The sequence below is a fragment of the Corynebacterium efficiens YS-314 genome, assembly GCF_000011305.1.
GTDB classification, from domain to species: Bacteria; Actinomycetota; Actinomycetes; order Mycobacteriales; family Mycobacteriaceae; genus Corynebacterium; species Corynebacterium efficiens.
The window spans coordinates 1,722,437-1,744,818 of the sequence record NC_004369.1; the positions used below are offsets into that span (position 1 = coordinate 1,722,437).

The following is a 22,382-nucleotide window of genomic DNA, read 5'->3' on the forward strand; positions in this document are numbered from 1 at the left end:
TCCCCCCTGATCACACCCGATTTTTATTCACGTCCGGTACTCCCCTGTGTCGTACCGGGGGAGGAAACAGCGGAAGGGAGGAACCCCACGATGGGGTACCTCCCTGCGACCGGGGTACGGGCTTGTCCTAGTCGAACTCGGGGAAGCTGGCCAGCGAGAGGTCATCGGCCTCGGTCAGCTTCGCGGCGTCGAAGAGGATCACGGAGAGTTCCTCCTTCTCCTCCGGCTCAATGACGGCCCCGTGGTATTTGGTGTTGAACTTCTCCAGCTCATCGAGGGTGTGCTGAGCAGCGGCGTTGAGGACATCCTGCTCAGGGCCCTTGCCCATGGCATCCAGGGAATCCAGGTAGTTCTCCAGGATGACGCGGAGTTCCGGCAGCGCCTTCACATCGAAGGGGGCATCCCAGAATTCCTTCTCATCGTCCTTGAGATAGGAACCGGTGGCGAATTCCTCCAGGTTGGCGATGAAGTCGTTGACGGTGGGCTGAAAGGTTGCGCGAATGCTCATGCGTTCATTGTTCCTGAAAACACTCAGAGACGCACTCCCAGCAGCGCATCCACGGCGGCGGCGAGGATGCGACCGGCCGGGGTGAACTCCGGGGTGTCGAACTGATCGGCGGTGTCGGACACATTCCCGGTGTCCTTGAGTGCCGCCTCAGCCCAGGCGTCCACGGCGGCGAGGGCGGCAGGGGTGTCCAGGTCATTGGAGAGGTGGGTGCGCAGCTGGGCCACGGCATCCACCGCCGCCTGGACATCGGTGGCCACGGTGATGGCGCTGCGCCACAGGGCCAGGCGCGCCTCCGCCGCCGCCAGGATCTCATCACTCCAGTCGCGGTCACCGCGGTAGTGGTGTGCGTAGACACCGAGACGGATGGCCCCCGGTTCGTGCCCGGCGGCGGTGAGACGGTGCACGAATTCAAGGTTGCCCAGCGACTTCGACATCTTCACCCCATCCTGGGAGATCATGCCGGCGTGCACATAGTGTTTGGCCATGCGCTCCACCCCGTGGGCGGCCTCGGCGTGAGCGGCGGAGAACTCGTGGTGGGGGAACATCAGATCCGATCCGCCCCCCTGGATGTCGAAGCTGTGGCCGAGACGGTTGGTGGCGATGGCGGAACACTCGATGTGCCAGCCGGGGCGGCCGGGGCCGAAGGGGGATTCCCAGCTGGGTTCACCCTCGCGCGCGGCACGCCACAGCAGTGCATCCATGGGGTTGCGCTTGCCGGGGCGGTCGGGGTCCCCGCCGCGTTCGGCGAACAGCTCCGCCATGGTGGCAGCATCGTAGTTGGATTCATAACCGAAGTTCTCGGTGGCGTTGATCGAGGCGTAGACATCCGGGTACTCCGGGTCGTCGACGACGTAGGCCGCACCCTCCTCCAAGAGGGTGGACACCATCTCAATGACCTCGTCGATGGATTCGATCGCGCCGATGTAATCCTTCGGTGGGATCACCGCCAGGGTCTCCATGTCCTTGCGGAAGAGGTCGATCTGGCTGGTGCCCAGCTCCCGCCAGTCCACGCCGTCACGCTCGGCGCGTTCGAACAGCGGGTCATCCACATCGGTGATGTTCTGGACGTAATGCACCTGGTGATCATTGTCCAGCAGCACGCGGTAGATCAGGTCGAAGGCGAGGTAGGTTGCCGCATGCCCCAGGTGTGTGGAGTCATACGGGGTGATCCCGCAGACGTACATGCCCACCGGGGTTCCGGATCCACTGGGCGGCACCTCCACGGGTTTGACCTGTTGATCTGCGGTGTCGTAGAGCGCCAGGGGCACGGGTGTGCCGTCCAGGGCGGGGATGTCGGGGGTGGGCCAAGAATGCATGGATCTAACTCTAGCTACTTTCCACGGTAAGGGATTGTTGAGGTCGTGTTTTCATCATGCGCGCCGTCGCGCGTCCGCCACCCATAACATCCCCGGGCGGGTCGTTATTCCCACCCTGCTTGTCGACGAAAAACCCCGCAGCTCCCGGTGAGGGACCTGCGGGGTGGGGCGTCGACAAGCAGCTTTCTAGGGGTTGAGGTACCCCAGCCAGAGCAGCAGCATGACAAGCAGACCGGCCGGGATGCGGTAGGCGGCAAACCAGGAGAAGGAGTGGTTGGCCACGAATTTCATCAGCCAGGCGATGGAGGCATAACCAACGAGGAAGGCCACCAGCGTACCGATGGTCAACTGGAGCCCCGAGGCCGCCTGCCCGGTGGACGGATCGAAGGCGTCCGGCAGGGAGTACAGGCCGGAACCGAGCACCGCCGGGATGGCCAGCAGGAAGGAGAACTTCGCGGCGACCTCACGGTTGAGCCCCATGAACAGACCCGCGGAGATGGTGCCACCGGAACGGGACACACCCGGGATCAAGGCGAGGCACTGGGCGAAACCCATCACCAGGGCATCCCTCATATTGAGCTCATCATAGCCGCGGTCCTTCTTGCCGACCTTCTCCGCGAGGATGAACACGAAGGAGAACAACACCAGCACCGTGGCGGTGATCCACATGTTGCGCAGGGCGTCACGGATGAGGTCCTTGCCCAGGACACCGAGCACCACCACGGGGATGGTGGCCACGATGATCATCCAGCCCATCTTGTAGTCGCGCCCACGGCGATCCTTATTGAACACCCCGGCGAACCAGCCGGTGAGGATCTGCCAGATCTCCCTGGCGAAGTACACCAGGACGGCCGCCTCGGTGCCGAGCTGGACCACCGCCGTGAACGAGGCGCCGGCGTCGGCACCCCAGAACAGTTCGGAGATGATGCGGAGATGGCCCGAGGAGCTGATGGGGAGGAATTCGGTGAGTCCCTGGACCACCGAGAGGACAAGCGTCTGCGTCCAACTCATGTTCTCAGCTGCGACCGGTTCCACCGCGGATGCTAGAAGGTAGGTCTGTTCATTCACCCGGTAAACCCTACTACCGCCGGGCCGAAGTAGTGTTGTTGGCGTGAAACAGCGAATGGTGGGAACGAGTGGTCTGCGTGTGACACGCATGGGGCTGGGCACCTCAACCTGGGGGCTGGGTACCGAATTACCCGAGGCAGGCGCGATGCTCACCGATTTCCTCACCGCCGGTGGCACCCTGATCGATGTCTCCCCCACCTACGCCACCGGCGCAGCCGAGCAGATGCTGGGGGAATTGCTGCGCACCCACACGCCCCGACCGGATCTGGTGATCTCCTCCTCCGCCGGTGTCAACCCCCACCTGCCCATCGGGCGGCGGGTGGACTGTTCCCGTCGCTCCCTCATCGCGCAACTGGATGCGACCCTGGCCTCGCTCGGCACGGAATACCTGGATCTGTGGTCCGTGGGGTACTGGGATGACCGCACCCCACCCCATGAGGTCGCCGACACCCTCGACTACGCCGTGCGCACCGGCCGGGTCCGCTACGCCGGGGTGCGCGGGTACTCCGGCTGGCAGCTGGCGGTCACACACGCCGCATCCCACCATGCCGCCGCGGCGGCACGGCCCATCGTGGTGGCCCAGAGTGAATACAGCCTGCTGGTACGCCGCCCCGAGGAGGAATTGCTGCCGGCCACCCAACACCTGGGGGTGGGTTTCTTCGCCGGTGCCCCACTCGGCCAGGGGGTGCTCACCGCCAAATACCGATCCCAGATCCCACCGGATTCCCGTGCTGCGTCCTCCGGGCGTGACGCCGAGATGCAGGGGTACCTCGACTCCAGGGCGCACACCATCGTCGATGCCCTCGACACCGCCGCCCGGGGCCTGGGGCTGAGTCCCGCCGTCACCGCCACCACCTGGGTGCGGGACCGCCCCGGGGTCACCTCGGTGATCGTGGGGGCCAGGACACCGGAGCAGCTGCAGCAGTTGCTGCGGGTGGAGGAGGTTGTTCTCCCCGCCCCGATCATCAAGGCGCTGGAGGATGTCTCCCTGTAACCGGGACCGTCCGGCCAGGCTGGTAATCTGACACATTGTGAATATGCGCCTCCGTTCCCGTGCCCACCGTCCCCTGCTGGTTACGTCGCTGGTGGCCACCACCGCGTTGCTCGCCGGGTGTTCCCAGAACATCCCGGACACCCCGGACATGGGCGGTGCCACCCCGGTTGCCTCCCCACCGGCGGATAATCCCGCGGGCACCGTCATCGGGTACACCGCCGCCATCACCGACCTGGAGGTCGCCGACGGGGACATCCTGGGTGTGCGTACGGAGGACACCCTGGCCATCGGTACCGTGTCCGATTTCGAGGCCGGGACCGAGACGACCCTGGAGGTGGATGCCGGCTGCGGTGATCTCACCGCCACCGGTGACCGGTTCGTACTCGCCTGCGAACAGGGTGCCTTCATCATCGATGCGACCGACCCGGACCTCGATGACCTGCGGGCAACCGAGACTCCGACCACCGTGGCTGCCCTGACCAGCGATGGGATCCTCATTACCGGCAATGACGTGGATGAGGATGTCACCGTCTACCGGGATGGACAGGAACCGGTGACCTTCGATGTGCAGGACCCCGGCACCGAGATGATCGCCGTACCGGTCGAGGACCGCCACGACGCCGTGGTACGCATCTGGAACGGTGCCACCACCATCCAGGACATCGACTACCCCAACGACCGGCCCGGCGCGACCCTGCGCGTGGGACTCGGTGTGGGTCAGATGGCCGGCGGTGAGGACGGGCTGCTGGTGGTCTCGGACAATATAGGTGGTCAGATCGCCATCTACAACGCCGATGACATCATCCGTCTGCACATGACCGCCCCGGTCGGGGATGATCCGTGGGGGGTGGCGTGGGATGCGGCGAATGATCTGGCGTGGATCACCACCCTGTCGGATAATCAGTTGACCGGTTACCGGATCTCCGAGGGTGTACCTGAGGAGCAGCGCCGTCTGGACACCGTCGCCGATGCCCGCAATGTGGTGGTGCTCGAGGACGGCACCCTCGTGGTGGCCTCCGCCTCCGGTGATGGCCTGCAGGTCATCGAGTCCCCCGCATGAGCCCCCGCCTGATCATTCCCCCGATCCCAGTAGAAAGTCGTTTCCCATGAGTTCGTCCTCCCCTGCCGGTACCGCACGTACGATCCGTAAGAAGGTCTACGATGCGAGCCTGAAGGCCATGTTCACCCTGCGTCCCGAGCGTATCCACGGCATCATCGCCGATGGTCTGGGTGTGCTCCAGATGGCCACCCCGGTCAACCGTGCCATGGGCCGGGTCATCGGGGTCAATGACCCGGTGTTGTCCCAGGAGGTCTTCGGTGTGACCTTCCCCCGTCCGCTGGGTCTGGCCGCGGGGTTCGACAAGAACGCCACCGCCGCCGACACGTGGACCGCCCTGGGGTTCGGTTATGCGGAGCTGGGCACGGTCACCGCCTCCCCGCAGGCGGGTAACCCCACCCCGCGTCTGTTCCGTCTGCCGGCCGATAGGGCCATTCTCAACCGCATGGGTTTCAACAACGCGGGTGCTGCGGATGTCGCTGACAATCTGCGGCGCCGTAAGTCCCGGGATGTCATCGGTATCAACATCGGCAAGACGAAGGTGGTGCCCGCCGAGCAGGCGGTGGATGACTACCGGCGCTCGGCCTCACTGCTGGGTGATCTGGCCGATTACCTGGTGGTGAATGTCTCCTCCCCCAACACCCCGGGCCTGCGGGATCTGCAGGCGGTGGAGTCCCTGCGTCCGATCCTGGCAGCCGTGCAGGAGTCCACCTCGGTGCCCGTCCTGGTGAAAATCGCCCCGGATCTGTCGGATGAGGATGTCGACGCCGTGGCTGATCTGGCGGTGGAGCTGGGTCTGGCCGGTATCGTGGCCACCAACACCACCATCTCCCGTGAGGGTCTGGTGACCCCCGCCCATGAGGTCGCGGAGATGGGTGCCGGTGGCATCTCCGGTCCCCCGGTGGCGGAGCGCGCACTGGAGGTCCTGCGGCGTCTCCATGCCCGGGTCGGTGACCAGCTGGTGCTCATCGGTGTCGGTGGCATCAGCACCCCGGAGCAGGCCTGGGAGCGGATCGCCGCCGGCGCCACCCTGCTGCAGGGGTACACCGGTTTCATCTACGGAGGCCCGGACTGGATCCGGGACATCCACCTCGGTCTGGCGGAGCAGGTCAAGGCGCACGGGTTGTCGAACATCTCCGAGGCGGTCGGATCCGGTCTGCCCTGGAAGGACAGTGCCGTGTAGGCCTTGTCCACCACAGTGAAACAGGGGCGTTATCCGATGACCGGTGTCATCGGATGACGCCCCTGCTGGATGTTGCGCGGCGGTTACGCCTTCGGCATCAGGGAACGGCGGATGATCAGACCGCAGATGATGGCGGTCACGGCCCACAGGCTGAGCCAGAACTGCTCGATCAGCATGATGGGGTCATTGGGCAGCGCGCGGCTGGCGAAGACCAGGATGACGGCCACAGCCAGGGCGATGACCTGCAGGCGGGAGCTGTTTTCATATTTGCTCACCGTGGCGAAACCACCGAGGATGGCGGCCGCCAGGAGAATCACCAGGAATCGTGGCGTCACGGCGAAGGGCTGGAGCAGACCGCCGCTGAACAATTCGATGACACCGAAGACGATCATGACCGCCCCGAGTGCCACGAAGGCACCGCCGATGCGGATTCCCGCAGGAACCTTCCGCCAGGCCATGCGGTTGTCCATGTCCAATTTAAGCCTTGATTTACCTGATGCTGCGCTCATAATGTGACTTACCCTACTAGTTCTCGTACCAACCCCACAGCACGGATCGCCCCAGAGTGTGGAAATAGAGGTTGAATCCAAGGACGGTGGGGGTGGAATCGGGGTCAATATCGAGCTTTTCCACGTCCACGGCGTGCACGGCGAAGAGGTAACGGTGGGGTCCGTGGCCCTCCGGTGGCTGCGCCCCGTAGTAACCACGTAGACCGGAATCGCCCTTGAGGGAGACCACACCGTCGATACCGCCGAGGGTCTCATCGCCGGCGCCGGTGGGCAGCTCGGTGACACTGACCGGAATGTTGAACGCAGCCCAGTGCCAGTAGCCGGAGGCGGTCGGGGCATCGGGGTCGAAGCAGGTGACCGCCAGGGACTTGGTACCCTCCGGCAGGTCGGACCACGACAGCTGCGGTGAGACGTTATTACCACCGAGCTGGGGTTCCTTGAGCTTGTCGCCGTTGGTGAGATCCGTGGAGGTCAACGGGAAGCTGGGGACGTCACCCAGGGGTGCGTAGGGATCGGGGCCGGGGAAACGGGGATCATTGTAATCACTCATATCCCCACTACTACCCGAAAACCCCTGTGGGCGCAGTCACCTGGTCACCCCTGCTGTGAATTAGCACCCTCACTCCATCGTTCAAACAGTCGTGCGTACCGGCCACCGCGGGCCACGAGGTCCGCGTGGGTGCCGTCCTCGACGATCTCCCCATCCTCCATGACGATGATCCTGTCGGCGACCACCGCCTGGTCCAGACGGTGCGCCACCACCAGTGAGGTGCGGCCTCGGGCGATCCGGGTGGCGGCGGTTTCCAGCATGCGGGCGTTGTCGCTGCCGGCCTCACTGGTGGCCTCGTCCATGATCAGCACGGGCGGGTCCCGCAGCACGATGCGCGCCAGGGAGATCTGCTGTTGGATCTCCGGTGACAGTTCCTCCGCGCCGGCACCGATCATGGTGTCCAACCCCTCGGGAAACCACCGGACATAGGCAGGGCTGCCCCGTTCCAGTCCCACCGCGGCCAGTGCCTGCTCCAGTTCCGTGTCTTCGGCACCGGCGGCTGCCATGGAGAGATCCTCCCGCAGGGTACCGGAGAACAGGTGCACCTCCTGGCTGATGAGGGTGATCTGGCGGGTGGTCCAGGTGTCGGACACCGTGGCGGTGTCCACCCCGTCGACGGTGACCCGGCCGGAATCGGGGCGTTGCAGACCGGCGATGAGACCGGCCAGGGTTGATTTTCCGGCACCGGAGGTACCCACCAGAGCTGTCGTGGTGCCCGGCGCGAGCGTGAGGTTGAGATCTTCCAGCACCGCAGCCCCACCCGGGTAGGAGTAGGTGAGATTCTCCACTCTCACCTCCGGGGCACCCGACAGGTCATCGGGTTCCGGTGCGGAGGGGGCCCGGTTGGACAGGGTGGCCAGGGAGACGGCACGTCCCAGGGAGGTGACCGCGCTCTGGATCTCGGAGGCGAACATCAGGACGTTGAACACATGCACCTCCATGCGCACCACCACAAACACGGCGGCGGTGGCGGCACCCGCGGCGAGGACATCCTCGGCCACGAGATACGCCCCCAGGCTGAACGAACCCACGAGCAGCAGACCATAGGCGATGGATCCCAGAAGAAGGATCCGGGTGAAGATCGGGACACGGTCGGCGGTGGCCTGTACCGAGGTCCAGGACGCCCGACGCATCCGCCCGAGTGCCCAGTCGGCAAGCCCCAGCACCCGGAGTGTCCCGATACCTCGGATGGTGTCCAGCAGAAGGTTGTTGCGCCGGGCCTCGGTGCTGGAGACCACATTGGTGGCCTGCGGGATCACGCGGACCGCTCCCCTGACCCCCGGGATGAGGATGAGGATGATGCCCGCGAAGATCAGGAGGTAGGACCAGTGGATGAGCACCAGGGACAGGATGGACAGGGGGAAGATCAGGGCGGTGACCACCACGCGCACGCCGGTCATCGCAATGATGCGCACCGTGTTGTCGATGTCCTGGGTGATGCGGCTGATCACATTGCCGGTGCCCAGCTGCATGATATCCGGCACCGGTGCGCGCAGCGCCGAGGACAGGGCGGCCTTGCGCAGATCCACCGACAACCGGCGGGTGCGGGAGTTGATGAGGTACTGGGTGATCGACCGTCCGGCGGTCTCGGTGAGGATCGCCAGGCCGACGATCCCCAGCAGCCAGATCATGGCCCTGGATCCACCACCGATGACCGGTAGGGTGTCACCGTTGATGATGTTGACGGAATAACCCAGCAGGTTCGAGGTACCCACCATGGCGGTCACGGTGATCACCGCAACCAGCAGGAAGGCGGTGAACCATCCGGCGGTGGGATGTGAGGGGAGGGTGCCCAGCATGCGGCCGGATTCGCGCACGGTGGCCGGTTCGAGCACATCGGCCACCCGGTCATCCAGGCCGGTTGTCCTGTTCACGTCGCTCACTGTCCGCTCTCCTTCTCCGGGGTGCGGGTCGGTTGGTCCCCGCCGAACTCCTCCACCACACGGTCCGCCACGCCCCGCCAGGTGGGGTTGGAGGTGATCACCACCGTCCGGTAGCCGGGCCGGGACCTCAAACCCGCCACCCGGCGCGCGACCTGGTCGAGGGTGACCGAGTCCAGGCCGGTGGTGGGCTCATCGAGGATGAGCACGGGTGGGTCGGCTGCCAGGAACCTGGCCAGGGCGATGCGTTGACGTTGCCCGCCGGAGAGGTTGAGTCCCGCCTCACCGATCGGGGTCTCCGGCAGGACGAGGTCCGTGCCCTCCCCGTCCGGGAGCGCACCCCCGAGTCGGCGCAGGATGTCCCGGCAGCTGGCTGCCCGGAGCGACTCCCGCAGGTGTGCAGCCGGCACGGTGCCCAGCGGGTTGACGTTGTCTGCCAGGGATCCTTCGAACACGCTGACCCGGTGCGGTGCTACCACCACCCCGGGCTGGTGCTGCCAGCGCTGCAGTTCCTCATCCACCAGCTGGCGGTCCCCGGCGCTGCGCGGATTCCACACCGTGAGACCGGCGTCGATCTCCCACCGGGGTGCTCCCGGGGTGGGTGCCAGGGAGGCGTCGACAAGCTCACCCGCCAGGTGCTGCACGCGCCGGGTGGAGGCCTGCCCACGGGCCCACAGCTCGGTGAGCACACCGAGGGAGATGCCCAGCACCGTCAGTGACGGCGGGACGAGCAGGGTCACTGAGATCATCTGTCCGGGTGTGATCTCACCACGGAAGGCCAGGACGGCCGCATAACCGAGCAGCCCGATGGACCAGGCGGCGGGCACGAACTGTCGCAGGAAGTTCAGGCCCGCCTGCATGCGTGCCTCCCGCAGCATGACATCCAGGGCCGCGTCGGCGGCCGCACCGAAGCGGCGTTCGGTGTGCTCGACCGCGCCGAGTCCCTTGACCACCCGCGATCCCTGCGCGACGTCCGTGGCGATCGCGATGGAGGCGGCCTCCGCTTTGCGACGCCTCGCCGAGATCCTCGTCAGCGGCCCCGAGGTCAGATAGGACGCCAATGCCGTGGACAGTCCCCCGCACACCAGCAGCACGGCGATCAGCGGGGAGATCGGCGCGATGGCGATCGTGGAGCCGAGGAGGAAGCCCACCATGCCGACGGGGAAGTTGAGGATGTTCTTCAGGGCCCCCACCTGCACGGAATCCTGGTCCACGGTGTTGAGGACCGCGCCGGGCGACAGGGTGTTGCGCGGGGTGGTCAGCAGCATCCGGGACAGTTCCAGCCGCAGGGTGTGCACCACCCGGGCGGAGGTGAGGTCGGTCAGCGCATCGGAGGTGGCCTGCAGGATATAGATCAACCACAGACACCCCACGATCGCCGCCCCCACCGCGACCACGGGCCACAGCTGCCCCGCGGCGTCATTGAAGGCCCAGTCGGTACCACGTCCGACGATCAGGGACACTGCCGCGTTGACAGCACTGGAGATCAACAGGCCCAGCACCATCACCCAGGTGCCCACGGGCAGTGCCCACAGCAGGGACCAGGTGGCGGCTCGGGTGGTGGAACCGGTGACTCGGGGCAGGAGGGGCGTTTCATCGGTCGGGGACTCGGGGACGAACCACGACCAGGTACGCATCCTGCGGAACGTGGTTGCCATGATGCTAAAAGTACCCGAATCCCCCGGGTGTCCTTCACACCTGACCAAACTCACACAGGTATAATTTTCCTGCCCCCGATACTCGGTGTGAACTGGGGATTTGTCTTCTGGTCGGGATTGGGGTTATTGTTTATCTCGTGCCAAGGGCGATTACGCCCATAACACCCAGCCCGGGTGGCGGAATGGCAGACGCGCTAGCTTGAGGTGCTAGTGTCCTATTAACGGACGTGGGGGTTCAAGTCCCCCCTCGGGCACACTGTTTCAAACAGTAATCCTTTAAGGCCCTGATCCACAGGTCGGGGTCTTATTTCTTGCCTGATGCCGGGGTGCTTCCCGGTGTCATTGTTTTACACCCAGCCCAGGTGGCGGAATGGCAGACGCGCTAGCTTGAGGTGCTAGTGTCCTATTAACGGACGTGGGGGTTCAAGTCCCCCTCTGGGCACTCATTGAGAGTGAACAACAGCAAGGCCCCGATCGACAGGATCGGGGCCTTGCTGCATTCCCGGGTACCCTTCCGGCCACGTTTCCCCCTGCTCTATGGTGGATGACATGAGCACACCAGGCCCCACCACCCCCGGCATCACCGTCAGAACAGCTCACCCCTTGGAATTCCCGGTGATCACAGACATCCTCGTCCACACCTTCGCCGGTGATCCCGGTTTCCTGCGCTGGATTCCCCAGCCTGACCCCGGGAACCGCCTGCTGCGGGGTCTGTTCGAACTCCAGCTGCAGACCCGGTACGCCACTGCGAACACCGTGGATGTCGCCCTGGATGAGTCCGGTGACATCGTCGGCGTGGCCCTGTGGGACGCCCCGGATTCCGATCACGGTGCCCTGGATGAGGCCCGCCTACTCCCCCGCCTGGTCGCCTTGTTCGGGGCACGCACCCCGCAGTTCCTGGCCCAGGGGTTCCGTTCCGCACGCATGCACCCGAAATTCCCCCACTGGTACCTCTACACCATCGCCTCGGTCCCCCAGGCTCGCGGAACCGGAGTGGGCACCGCCCTGCTCACCCACGGCATCGCCCGCGCCGGCGAGGAGGCGATCTATCTGGAGGCCACCTCGACCCGCTCGGCGCAGCTGTACCACCGCCATGGGTTCGTGCCCCTGGGGTACCTGCCCGACAATGATGATCTCCCCTCGGAGTTCGCCATGTGGCGTCCCCCGACCATGCCCCGCTAGGAAAAATCCGCCCGCGCAGCCCCTGTGTCACAGGGGTTGCGCGGGCGGATCCCGGTACTGCCTCGGAGGCCAACTAGATGCGGTCGAACGCCGCCAGGATATTCCGGGCGGCCAGCGTCGGGGTTGTGGCACCGTCACGCAGTGCCCTCTCCATGTCGCGGCTGACCGTCTTCACATCGGGGTCATTCTCCAGACGCATGCGGATCGTCTCGTGGACCATCTGCCACATCCAGCCCACCTGCTGATGACGGCGGCGCTCCTCAAAGAGGCCGTGCTCCCGCATCACCTTCTGGTGTTCCTGGACATGCCCCCAGAAGACATCCACACCGGTGCCCTCCACCGCGGACATGGTGATCGTCGGTGGATGCCAGATCTCGTCCGGGCTGCGGACCATCCGCATGGCCGCGGCCAGGTCGCGGGCGGCCCGCTTGGCGGGTTTCTCATTCGCACCGTCGGCCTTGTTGATGGCCACCAGTTCCGCCATCTCCAGGACACCCTTCTTGATGCCCTGCAGCTGATCACCGGCCCCGGAGAGTGCCAGGAAGGTGAAGATGTCCACCATCTGGTGCACCGCCACCTCACTCTGGCCCACACCGACGGTCTCGACGATGATGATGTCGTAGCCGGCGGCCTCGAACACCACCATCGCCTCACGGGTAGCCTTGGCCACGCCACCGAGGGTGCCTGCCGACGGGGAGGGCCGGATGAAGGCCTTATCCTCCCGCGACAGACTGGACATGCGGGTCTTGTCCCCCAGGATGGAACCCCGGGTCTTGGTGGATGAGGGGTCGATGGCCACCACCGCCACCCGGTGTCCCTCCCCGATCAGGTGCATGCCCAGCGCCTCGATGAAGGTGGACTTGCCCACACCCGGAACACCGGTGATACCGATGCGCAGGGCGTTACCGGAATGCGGCAGCAACCGCACCAGGAGTTCCTGTGCCAGTTCACGGTGGGCGGCGGAGGTGGACTCCAGCAGGGTGATGGCACGGGCGACCTTGGGGCGGTCGTTGGCCAGGACGGCGTCGTAGAGCTCATCGACGTTGATCCGCTGGCGCGCACGCCGGAGCATCTCCGGGGCCGGTGGGACGATGGCGCCCAGATCCGTGCCGCCGGTGGTGCTCAGCGTGCCGAGGGTGTCCTCCAGAAATTCCCTCTCAGGCATCCTCATCTACATCCAGCTCAAAACCGAGGTGCGCTGCCAGCCTGGTGATCAGGTCGATGGCGGAGTCGGCGATGACGGTGCCCGGTGGGTAGATGGCGACCGCGCCGTTGTCGTAGAGCTCCTGGAAGTCACCCGGTGGGATGACACCACCGACGGTGACCAGGATGTCCTCCCGGCCCAGGGCGGCCAGTTCCTTCTTCAGCTCAGGCAGCAGCGTGAGGTGACCGGCGGCCAGGGAGGACATGCCCACCACGTGGACATCGGCGTCCACGGCGGCGCGGGCGGCCTCGGCCGGGGTCTGGAACAGCGGTCCGACATCCACATCCATGCCCAGGTCGGCATAGGCGGAGGCGACGACCTTCTGGCCACGGTCGTGGCCGTCCTGTCCCATCTTGGCGATGAAGATACGGGGGCGGCGACCCTCCTGCTCCTCGAAGGCGTCAGCCAGGGCGATGGCGCGCTTGACGTTGGACACCTCACCCTCCTTTCCTACCTCGTCCTTGTACACACCGGACAGTGTCTTGATCTCGGCCTCGTGGCGTCCGAAGACCTCCTCCAGCGCATCGGAGATCTCACCGATGGTGGCCTTGGCGCGCGCGGCGTCGACGGCGAGCTTGAGCAGGTTCTGCTCCAGATCGCCCGGCTTCTTGTTGTCGTTGCGGGCCGCGGCGGTCAGGGCGTCCAGTGCACGGCGGGTCTCGTCCTCGTCGCGCTCGGCGCGCAGACGGGCCAGCTTCTCCAGCTGCTCGGCGCGCACCTTGGTGTTGTCAACCTTGAGGACTTCAATCTGCTCATCCTCGTCGACGACATAGCGGTTGACACCGATAAGTGCCTGGCGGCCGGAGTCGATGCGGGCCTGGGTGCGGGCGGCGGACTCCTCGATGCGCAGCTTCGGGATGCCCTGGTCGGTGGCCTGGGCCATGCCGCCGGCCTCCTCGACCTCCTCGATGTGCTTGCGCGCGCGGTTGGCCAGCTCGTTGGTCAGCCATTCCACGTAGTAGGAACCGGCCCACGGGTCGACCGGGCGGACGGTGCCGGACTCCTGCTGCAGCAGCAGCTGGGTGTTACGCGCGATGCGGGCGGAGAAGTCGGTTGGCAACGCGAGTGCCTCGTCGAGGGCGTTGGTGTGCAGCGACTGGGTGTGGCCCTGGGTGGCGGCCATCGCCTCGATCGCGGTGCGGGCGACGTTGTTGTAGACATCCTGGGCGGTCAGAGACCAACCGGAGGTCTGCGAGTGGGTACGCAGGGACTGGGACTTCGGGTTCTTCGGGTTGAACTTGGCCACCAGCTCGCTCCACAGGAGACGACCGGCGCGCAGCTTCGCGATCTCCATGAAGGTGTACATGGAGATACCCCAGAAGAAGGACAGGCGTGGGGCGAACTTGTCCACGTCCAGACCCACCTCCTGGCCGGCGCGGAGGTACTCGATGCCGTCGGCAAGCGTGTAGGCGAGCTCGAGGTCGGCGGTCGCTCCGGCTTCCTGGATGTGGTAGCCGGAGATGGAGATCGAGTTGAAGCGCGGCATCTTCAGGGAGGTGTACTCGAAGATGTTCGAGATGATCCTCATCGACGGCTTCGGTGGGTAGATGTAGGTGTTGCGGACCATGAACTCCTTCAGAATGTCATTCTGAATGGTTCCGGCGAGCTGCTCGGGGGCAACGCCCTGTTCCTCGGCCGCCACGATGTAGAAGGCGAGGACCGGCAGCACGGCGCCGTTCATGGTCATGGACACGGACACGCTCGACAGGTCGATGCCCTGGAAGAGTTCGCGCATGTCCAGGATGGAGTCGATGGCCACACCGGCCATGCCCACATCGCCGACCACGCGCTCATTGTCGGAGTCGTAGCCGCGGTGGGTGGCCAGGTCGAAGGCCACGGACAGGCCCTTCTGACCGGCGGCCAGGTTGCGGCGGTAGAACGCATTGGACTCGGCCGCGGTGGAGAAACCGGCGTACTGGCGGATGGTCCAGGGCTGGTTGGTGTACATGGTCGGGTACGGCCCGCGCATGAACGGCTTCTGGCCCGGGAGGGAATCCAGGGGGTGGCCGGCGGCAGCTGCTGCGGCACGGTCGTCCTCGGTGAACACGCGCTTGACGTCGATGCCCTCCGGGGTGTTCCACACCTGGTCGGCACCGGCCGGGGCGGGGGTGGTTCCTGCATCAGCTGCGGGACCGTCGAGGGGTACCTCGGAGAAATTGGGGATTGTGGTCATGGTCTTTCTTATGCTCCCAGTCCGTCGAGAAGGGTGGCCAGGGTGGAGGCGGCGTCGATCTTCATGTTGAGGTAGCCGTCCGGGGCGTGCTGGGCGTTCTCGAAGCTCGCCGGGGCGCCGGCGAGCAGGATCTGCTTCGCACCCGCCGCACGGAGCTTCTCGACGACCTGCTCACCGGTGGCGGCGTACTCCTGGTCGGTTCCACAGATGACGACGATGTCGGATCCGGTGGCCGCCTCATCGAACTCCGGGGTTCCCGGGGTCAGCTCACCGGGGTTGGTCACCGCGATGCCGCCGGAGGCCAGCAGGTTTGTGGTGAAACCGGTGCGGATGTTGTGCTTGGCCAGCGGGCCGACCGGGATGAGACCGATGGTCGGGCGTGCGCCGTTCGCCTCGAGGAAGGCATCCGAGCGGTTGCGCAGTGCCTCGAATTCAGCGGCCCAGCGGCGGATACCCGCGGGTTCCTGACGCTTCTCGGCGGGCAGTGGTGCCTCCGCGAGGTTGGGGAACTCGTTGATGCCGGTCAGCTGCTTCTGTCGCTTCGCGATCTGCTGGCGGGTGGTCTCGTGCATCTCATCCAGGGCCGCGGCGATGGCGCCGTTGTCCAGCTGCGCACGGTACCCGCCCTTGGCCTCGATATCGGCGAACAGCGCCCAGGCCTTCCCGGAGAGATCGTTGGTCAGGGACTCCACGTAGTAGGAGCCACCGGCCGGGTCGATGACGTGGCCGAGGTGGGACTCCTCCAGCAGCAGCAGGTTGGTGTTGCGGGCGATGCGGTGCGCGAAGTTACGGGTGGTGCCCGGGTTGCCGCCGTCGATGGCGGCATCAAAGGTGAGGACCTCGACGTCGGTTGCTCCACCCACGCCGGCGGCGAACGCGGCGACGGTGCTGCGCAGCATGTTGACCCACGGGTCGCGCTGACTGAACATCACGGGCGCGGTGACGGTGTGCTGCGGGGCGGCACCCAGGTCCGGGTGGCCGAGAACCTCGGCGACACGTGCCCAGAGGCGTCGTGCGGTGCGCAGCTTCACGATCTGACCGAACTGGTCATCGGTGACGGCGAAGCGGAAGGCGATCTGGTCCAGGGCCTGCCCGGTGCTCAGCCCGGCATCCACGAGGGCGCGGACGTAGTCGATGCCCGCGGCCAGGGCCAGCGCGATCTCCTGGGCGTCACTGGCATCCTGGTTGGAGAACGAGACAGCGTCGACAAGCACGGCGCGGACGTTCTCCCGCGCGCTGGCCGCGCGGGCCAGCTCGACGGTGGCGTCCAGGTCCACCGACCCGGAACCGTCCACGGCCGAGGTCAGTGGGCTCGCACCCAGGGTGACGGCGGCGGTGCCGGTGCCGGCGGCGTCGACAAGCGCGTAGAGTGCGTCGGCGGCCTCGGTGGTCCGGGCCCCCGCACTCAGGATGATCGGCGCCATGTTGAGGTACACGCCCTCCAGCGCGGCCTTGAGATCCTCCGGGCCGAGCTGGCCGGTCAGATCGAGGCGCAGGGTGGTGGTACCGGAATTGAGTGCGTGGAGAATCTGCCGGTTCACCTCGGAGACGGCATCATCATAGGAGCCGAAGGTTTCGGTCACTCCCCAGCCGGCGCGGTCCGCATCGATGGCAGCGCCACGGGTGAAGGGGAACTCACCGGGCAGCTCATCGATCGGAGCGCCGTTCTCGTCGGCGCGGGTGTACAGGGGCGAGATGTCCAGACCATCGTTGGTGGTGACGATGAGTCTCCTCCACACATCGGAGGGCACATCGCTTACGTCCTTTTTGCTCACCCGCGCGAACACACCCACTACAGCTTTGCGCCAGGCGTCAAGGCTGTCGGTGAATTCCTCGGGCAACGAGGCATTCCTGAGATCAGTCAAGGTGGAAATACTTCCCATCGAAATGTAATGAGTCAGTGGTTCTCCAACCGGATTTCAGGCCCCCAGGGCGGACATCGCATCCACCGGTTCGGGAGTAATCTGAACCCAGCCGGAGCGCTGGCACACAACTACACGACATTCGCGCGCGATTGTGTCCAAGTGCACTTTTCAGGATAATCCACAAACGGTGCACTTACCCCCCTTACGGAGGTGTCTAGGGACACACCGGGATGGTTGTAAGGTGTCTCCCATGAGTTCTGAGAGCAGACCCGGCACAACCGGGGCGACGGTATCCGGCAGGGTGAATACCCCTTTCAGCTCGTTCTTCCACTTTCTCACCTCTCTTGTGACCGATGCGTGGGGTGATCTGCGGCGGTGGCCGACGTGGAAGAAGGTGTCCGTTCTCACAGCGTTCATCGTGGTGGTGGGTGTCACCGTGGTGGTGGAGATCCCCTCGATCACCACCCTCCGGGACTGGGCTGACAGTGCCGGACCCGCCTTCGTCTGGCTCTTCGTCGGTCTCTACGTGGTGATCACCCAGTTCCCCATCCCGCGCACCGTGCTCACCCTGGCCTCCGGTGTCCTGTTCGGCCCGTGGCAGGGCACGCTCATCGCCCTCGGGTCCACCACGGTCTCCGCGGCGCTCAGCCTGCTCATCGTGCGCGGATTGCTGGGCGGGTGGATGCGGCCACGCCTGACCCATCCGGCGGTGGCGCGGATCAACGCGCGCCTGCGGGACCGTGGCTGGTTGGCGATCGCCTCACTGCGGATGATCGCGGCGGTCCCCTTCTCCCTGCTGAACTACGTCGCCGCCCTGACCAGCGTTCCGCTGCTGGCGTTCACCGTGGCCACCGCGGTCGGTTCCGCGCCCGGCACGATCGCGACGGTGGTGCTTGGCGACGCCGTCGTCGGCTCCGGCAGTGCCACCGCGGTGGTGTTCACCATCGCCCTGGCCTGTCTGGGTGTGGTTGGCCTCATTTTGGACCGGCGTCTGCCAGTCAAGTCTGTGAAATAGAACGACCACGGTAGACTCAGGAGGTCTTGTGTTGGATATTCATGTCTGAAAGGGGTTGGTCGTCGATGTGGGCACTGCATGCCAGGTACAGGGGTCGCGACACCCGACGGGCCGAGCTGGTCCGTCGTTTTGCCGAGGCGCTGTCGACCCTCGAGGGGGCCGGTGAGTTCGAGCTGCTGGGTGTGGAGGATATCCGTGCCCACATCACCCACCCCGCCACCGCCTGCGATGTCGTGATGGCGCTGCTCGCCGCGGGTGACTGGGCGATCGGCATCGGTGTGGTGCCGGGCATCGACAAGCCCACCGATGAGGATGAGGCCCAGATCGAGCTGGCGAAGAAGACCGCCAGCGAGGCGTTGCGGCCCACCGCCCGTGCGGGGGCCGTGAAGGTCCGCATCGTCGGTGCGCGCCGTGATGACCCGCGGGCCTTCAACATCTCCGCATCGTTTGCGCTGATGGCCCAGGTGTTGTCCAAACGATCCTTCGAGGGACGTGAGGCCACCTCCCTGATGCGGTCGGGCATGAATCAGAATGAGGCCGCCGCGGAACTGGGGATCTCCAAACAGGCGATGTCCCAGCGCCTCCAGGCGGCCGGGTGGCAGGCGGAGCAGGCCGGGTGGCAGTTGGCGGTCAACCTGCTGGAGCACTCCGCCCAGCCCTGATCCGGGATTCTAGTTTCGTTCCTGATCCGGATCGATGGGCAGCTGCTCCGCATCGCGGGCGCGGAGGAACTCCTGGGTGGCCTGTCCTGCCTGGATCTCATCATCGTTGGGTGCCGCCGCGCGGGTCAGTGCACCCTGGCCGGAGTCAAGCCCAGAGTCGGAACCTGCCGACACCTTTCCCATGGCAATCTCCGCCGGATCCGGATCAACCGGTTTGTTGGCCACCGCATTGGCGGCAGCGACAGCCGCGGCGATCTCCGGATCGGATTCCGTGGAGAACCACTCGTCGGTGTTGTCCGCGTTGGCCAGGTTCTTCGTCTCCTCATCGACGGACACCGGTTCATACCGGAATGTCCCCTGCTCGTCCTTGTTGGCGAACTGCCGGGCGAAGCTTTCCAGGGAATCCCCGAACTGGCTGGGGATGACCCACATCTTGGAGGATTTGCCATCGGCGATCTGGGGCAGCTTCTCCAGGTACTGATATGCGAGCACCTCGGGAGTCAGCTTGGCAGCCTTGATTGCAGCGTTGACCTTCTGGATGGCGCGGGCCTCACCCTGCGCCTGCAGGTAGCGGGCGGCCCGTTCACCCTCGGCGCGCAGAATCATGGACTGGCGTTCCGCCTCCGCCGCGAGGATGGCTGCGTGCTTCTCACCCTCGGCGGCCAGGATCTTCGCCTGCTTCTCACCCTCGGCGGTCTTGATGTCGGCCTCGCGCTGACCCTCGGCGGTGAGGATGGTGGCGCGCTTCTCGCGGTCCGCCTTCATCTGCTTCTCCATCGACTGCTGGATCGATGGTGGTGGATCAATGGCCTTCAGCTCCACACGGCTGATGCGCAGGCCCCATTTGGTGGTGGCGGCATCCAGCTCGCCGCGCAGGCGTCGGTTGATCACCTCACGGGAGGTCAGGGTCTCCTCCAGCGTCATGCCGCCGACCACATCACGCAGGGTGGCCACGGAGATCTGCTCCACGCCGATGATGTAGTTGTCCACACCGTAGATCGCACGGTCCGGTTCATTGATCTGGAAGGTGACCACAATGTCGATGGCCACGGTGAGGTTGTCCTGGGTGATCACCGCCTGGGGCGGGAAGGAGACCACACGTTCACGGGTGTCCACGCGGGCGCGGACCCGGTCGATGAAGGGCACCAGGAGGGTCAGCCCTCCCTCCACGGTGCGGGTATACCGGCCGAGCCTTTCAATGACTGCGGCTTCACCCTGGGGTATCAAGGCTAATGACTTGATTACCACGAGGGCAACGAAGGCGAGAACTACTATCGCCAGGATTGTGCCGAACATGCTTCCTCCAGATATCTGTACGGATTGGGACGGGGTGGCTGGTGGTCCGGGGTGAGGGAGCCGGCGTTCATGAGCACCCGGTTCAGGGTTCCGCCCACACCACCGCGGTGGCGCCGTCAATGCGCACCACACTGACGTGCTGTCCCTCGGTGAAGGTGTGGGCCGGATCCATGCTGCGCGCAGACCAGATCGAACCGTCCAGCCGGATCTGCCCGCCAGCGCCGGTGACATCCTCCAGCACGACAGCCTGTTTACCCACCAGCGAACGTACCGAGGTATCCAGTGCCGCGGGTTTATTCAACCGACGCTGCAGCGCCGGTTTGAGAAAGAACAGCAGGGCGAAGGCCGACACCGCGAAGGTGGCGAACTCCGCCCATACAGGCACACCGACCAGGGACACACCAGCTGTGGCCAGGGCCGCGCCAGCGAGCATCAACAGGGTGAATTCACCCACCGCCAGCTCAAGTCCCGCCAGCACCAGGCTTCCGATAAACCAGATTATTGCTCCCACGCCACCCACCGTACAGAACCCTGTGGGTGGTACGCAGGGTTATCCCACCCGGCCGTCTGCCCTGGGAAGCCGCTAGGCCAGGACATCCTCCTTGCTCAGGTCGTGATTGGTCACGAAATCCACCAGACGTTCCACCGCCCCGATCAGGGTGTGGTCGAAATCCCGGAAGGAGTTGACGGCATTGTAGACGCGGTGCCACCCCTCCTTCGGATCCGACCATCCCACCCGGCGACAGATACCGGTCTTCCAGTCCTCGCCGTAGGGCACCTCCGGCCAGGCACGCAGGCCGAGGCGTTCCGGTTTCACCGCCGCCCAGATATCGATGTACGGGTGCCCGGTCACCGCGACATCAGGTCCCAGCGAGCGCGTCATCCGCGTTTCCTTCGATCCCTCCACCAGGTGGTCGGCGAGCACACCGATGCGCCGGCCCGGGCCCGGTCGGAACTCCGCCAGTCGCTCGGGGAGGTTGTCCAGGCCCTCGAGGTATTCCACGACAACACCCTCCACCCGGAGGTCATGACCCCAGACCTTCTCCACGATGGCCGCGTCATGGATGCCCTCCACCCAGATCCGCGACGGGGCGGCGACCTTCGCCTGGACATTCTCCACCCGGCGCGACCCCGAATTGGATTTCCGGGGCTGCTGGGTGGGCACATGGCGGGTCAGGGTGACGATCTGCCCGTCCACCATGAAGGCACCGGTGCGCAGTTTGTACAGTGCCTCACGGCCCCGGCGGTCCTCCAGGCGGATGAAATCACCGTCATAGGTGCGCTCGAAGCCGGTGACGGCGCCGACATAACCGTCGGCGCGCACCTCCACGACCAGTCCCGGTTCTGCGGGAACAGTGGGATACTCGGGTTTCCTGTTCCGGGTGTGTCCGCCGAAGATGTCTGCTGCATAGGGGTCGGAGAAGCTCATGGTGATACACCCTAGCGAAGTCCTGGGATAGACTTTCGACCCGATATGGATATTCGTGCACACATCTACTCACCCCTGCAGAACACGGCCGTGTGGCTCGGGGCATGGGTCTACGATCTGGTGGCCACCGAGGACATCATCGACGCCTTCGTCGATCTCGGCGGGCCGCACACCTTCGGGGACGGGGGCCTGCTGGATCTGCTGCGCGTGGTGCGGGGCACCGTCCAGCCGCTTGTCGACGCGCCCTTCGACTCCCCTGTCATCTCACTGGTGCTCTCCGGTCCGGGTGATGCACCGGGGCTCCCGGCTGGTTCTGAGGCGGCGCGCCGGGTCACGCGGTCGGGGGAAGGCGCGTTGGTGGTGCGTGGCGTCGACAAGCTCACGTCCTACGCCCTGATCCCCGAACGCCGGGGCGATTCCACCGACTGGACATGGCTGCCCGTGGAGGGGCTGTTGCCGGCGGGTGCGGCCGTCTCCCCCGGTGAGGCGGATCAGCTGCTCAGTGAGGCCACGTCCCGCGCCGCAATGGTCATCGAGGGCACCGCGTATTCCTCCCTGGCGCCGCGGTCATTGAAAAACCCACGGCTGACCGTGGGGTCACTGTCGGATTTCTACGACACCCCGGGGCTTCCGCATGCGGTTCCCGCACGTTCGGCGAAACTGTTCGCCCGCGCCGACCGGGTGGCTGCAATCGTGGAGACTGTGCAGTCCACCATCGGCGATCACAGCCTGGACCCTCAGCTGATCCCCCTGTGGCATCACATCCGTACCGCGCGGATGGTGGGGGTGGACTATGCCCTCGCGGATTTCGCGAGGGCATGATTACTGTGGGC

19 protein-coding genes, 2 tRNA genes and 2 pseudogenes are annotated in these 22,382 nt (G+C 65.6%); 9 read left to right on the top strand and 14 right to left on the bottom strand.

Annotated features, from left to right (window positions below):
* Nucleotides 1–127: 127 nt before the first annotated feature.
* The 3 genes from CE_RS08160 to CE_RS08170 form a co-directional block, all read right to left on the bottom strand.
* Entirely contained in the window at nucleotides 128–508 is a 381-nt protein-coding gene (locus CE_RS08160; RefSeq protein WP_006767638.1) for a hypothetical protein, read from the bottom strand.
* A gap of 23 nt (nucleotides 509–531) precedes the next feature.
* Nucleotides 532–1,824, bottom strand: coding sequence for a cysteine--1-D-myo-inosityl 2-amino-2-deoxy-alpha-D-glucopyranoside ligase (gene mshC, locus CE_RS08165; RefSeq protein WP_006767639.1), 1,293 nt, complete (start codon nucleotides 1,822–1,824; stop codon nucleotides 532–534).
* Nucleotides 1,825–2,010: 186 nt separating this feature from the next.
* Entirely contained in the window at nucleotides 2,011–2,835 is an 825-nt protein-coding gene (locus tag CE_RS08170) for an undecaprenyl-diphosphate phosphatase (protein ID WP_006767640.1), read from the bottom strand.
* 112 nt (nucleotides 2,836–2,947) lie between these two features.
* On the opposite strand from CE_RS08170, the gene CE_RS08175 reads away from it, so the two are divergent.
* From CE_RS08175 to CE_RS08185, 3 genes are read left to right on the top strand one after another with little or no spacing between them, the layout of a single operon-like run.
* Nucleotides 2,948–3,886: an aldo/keto reductase gene (locus CE_RS08175; protein WP_035108813.1), complete on the top strand. Its 939-nt coding sequence runs from the start codon at nucleotides 2,948–2,950 to the stop codon at nucleotides 3,884–3,886.
* Between the two features lie 43 nt (nucleotides 3,887–3,929).
* Nucleotides 3,930–4,946 carry a hypothetical protein gene (locus CE_RS08180; protein WP_006767642.1) on the top strand — a complete coding sequence of 339 codons (1,017 nt, stop codon included), beginning with the start codon at nucleotides 3,930–3,932 and terminating at the stop codon, nucleotides 4,944–4,946.
* A gap of 46 nt (nucleotides 4,947–4,992) precedes the next feature.
* Nucleotides 4,993–6,126 (top strand): quinone-dependent dihydroorotate dehydrogenase, encoded by a 1,134-nt coding sequence (locus CE_RS08185; RefSeq protein ID WP_006767643.1) that lies wholly within the window; start codon nucleotides 4,993–4,995, stop codon nucleotides 6,124–6,126.
* A gap of 83 nt (nucleotides 6,127–6,209) precedes the next feature.
* Here the strand turns inward: CE_RS08185 and CE_RS08190 are convergent, their stop codons facing one another.
* The 5 genes and pseudogenes from CE_RS08190 to CE_RS15735 form a co-directional block, all read right to left on the bottom strand.
* Nucleotides 6,210–6,635: a hypothetical protein gene (locus CE_RS08190; RefSeq protein WP_011075548.1), complete on the bottom strand. Its 426-nt coding sequence runs from the start codon at nucleotides 6,633–6,635 to the stop codon at nucleotides 6,210–6,212.
* 16 nt (nucleotides 6,636–6,651) lie between these two features.
* Nucleotides 6,652–7,185 (bottom strand): YbhB/YbcL family Raf kinase inhibitor-like protein, encoded by a 534-nt coding sequence (locus tag CE_RS08195; RefSeq protein WP_006767645.1) that lies wholly within the window; start codon nucleotides 7,183–7,185, stop codon nucleotides 6,652–6,654.
* A gap of 44 nt (nucleotides 7,186–7,229) precedes the next feature.
* A pseudogene (locus CE_RS15845) lies at nucleotides 7,230–7,932 on the bottom strand (ATP-binding cassette domain-containing protein); the annotation flags it as partial.
* Between the two features lie 416 nt (nucleotides 7,933–8,348).
* Nucleotides 8,349–8,984: pseudogene (locus CE_RS15850) on the bottom strand (ABC transporter transmembrane domain-containing protein); the annotation flags it as partial.
* Nucleotides 8,985–9,064: 80 nt separating this feature from the next.
* Entirely contained in the window at nucleotides 9,065–10,723 is a 1,659-nt protein-coding gene (locus tag CE_RS15735; protein WP_006767647.1) for an ABC transporter transmembrane domain-containing protein, read from the bottom strand.
* Nucleotides 10,724–10,891: 168 nt separating this feature from the next.
* Between CE_RS15735 and CE_RS08210 the strand changes: the two genes are divergently transcribed.
* From CE_RS08210 to CE_RS08220, 3 genes are all read left to right on the top strand, one after another.
* Nucleotides 10,892–10,977, top strand: a tRNA-Leu gene (locus CE_RS08210).
* 102 nt (nucleotides 10,978–11,079) lie between these two features.
* Nucleotides 11,080–11,165 (top strand) — tRNA-Leu (locus tag CE_RS08215).
* A 107-nt stretch (nucleotides 11,166–11,272) separates the two neighbouring features.
* Entirely contained in the window at nucleotides 11,273–11,905 is a 633-nt protein-coding gene (locus tag CE_RS08220; protein WP_173362569.1) for a GNAT family N-acetyltransferase, read from the top strand.
* Nucleotides 11,906–11,978: 73 nt separating this feature from the next.
* On the opposite strand, the gene meaB is transcribed toward CE_RS08220, so the two are convergent.
* Genes meaB through CE_RS08235 form a run of 3 tightly spaced genes read right to left on the bottom strand, consistent with a single transcriptional unit; the run spans nucleotide 11,979 to nucleotide 17,147 of the window.
* Nucleotides 11,979–13,070 carry a methylmalonyl Co-A mutase-associated GTPase MeaB gene (gene meaB, locus CE_RS08225; protein WP_143758446.1) on the bottom strand — a complete coding sequence of 364 codons (1,092 nt, stop codon included), beginning with the start codon at nucleotides 13,068–13,070 and terminating at the stop codon, nucleotides 11,979–11,981.
* Nucleotides 13,063–15,282: a methylmalonyl-CoA mutase gene (gene scpA / locus CE_RS08230; protein WP_006767650.1), complete on the bottom strand. Its 2,220-nt coding sequence runs from the start codon at nucleotides 15,280–15,282 to the stop codon at nucleotides 13,063–13,065. The genes meaB and scpA overlap by 8 nt, the downstream gene beginning before the upstream one ends.
* An 8-nt stretch (nucleotides 15,283–15,290) precedes the next feature.
* Nucleotides 15,291–17,147 carry a methylmalonyl-CoA mutase family protein gene (locus CE_RS08235; RefSeq protein ID WP_041628378.1) on the bottom strand — a complete coding sequence of 619 codons (1,857 nt, stop codon included), beginning with the start codon at nucleotides 17,145–17,147 and terminating at the stop codon, nucleotides 15,291–15,293.
* A gap of 250 nt (nucleotides 17,148–17,397) precedes the next feature.
* Between CE_RS08235 and CE_RS08240 the strand changes: the two genes are divergently transcribed.
* Complete coding sequence (locus CE_RS08240) at nucleotides 17,398–18,162, top strand: TVP38/TMEM64 family protein (protein WP_006767653.1); 765 nt, start codon at nucleotides 17,398–17,400, stop codon at nucleotides 18,160–18,162.
* Nucleotides 18,163–18,227: 65 nt separating this feature from the next.
* Nucleotides 18,228–18,824, top strand: coding sequence for a hypothetical protein (locus CE_RS08245; RefSeq protein ID WP_006767654.1), 597 nt, complete (start codon nucleotides 18,228–18,230; stop codon nucleotides 18,822–18,824).
* 9 nt (nucleotides 18,825–18,833) lie between these two features.
* Here CE_RS08245 and CE_RS08250 read toward each other — a convergent pair whose 3' ends face one another.
* From CE_RS08250 to CE_RS08260, 3 genes are all read right to left on the bottom strand, one after another.
* Nucleotides 18,834–20,120, bottom strand: coding sequence for an SPFH domain-containing protein (locus CE_RS08250; RefSeq protein ID WP_006767655.1), 1,287 nt, complete (start codon nucleotides 20,118–20,120; stop codon nucleotides 18,834–18,836).
* Nucleotides 20,121–20,202: 82 nt separating this feature from the next.
* Nucleotides 20,203–20,631: an NfeD family protein gene (locus tag CE_RS08255; RefSeq protein ID WP_173362570.1), complete on the bottom strand. Its 429-nt coding sequence runs from the start codon at nucleotides 20,629–20,631 to the stop codon at nucleotides 20,203–20,205.
* 72 nt (nucleotides 20,632–20,703) lie between these two features.
* Complete coding sequence (locus tag CE_RS08260) at nucleotides 20,704–21,549, bottom strand: DUF3097 domain-containing protein (protein ID WP_006767657.1); 846 nt, start codon at nucleotides 21,547–21,549, stop codon at nucleotides 20,704–20,706.
* A gap of 45 nt (nucleotides 21,550–21,594) precedes the next feature.
* Here CE_RS08260 and CE_RS08265 point away from each other — a divergent pair, with 45 nt between their 5' ends.
* Nucleotides 21,595–22,371 (top strand): hypothetical protein, encoded by a 777-nt coding sequence (locus CE_RS08265; RefSeq protein ID WP_006767658.1) that lies wholly within the window; start codon nucleotides 21,595–21,597, stop codon nucleotides 22,369–22,371.
* The last annotated feature ends 11 nt before the right edge of the window (nucleotides 22,372–22,382 follow it).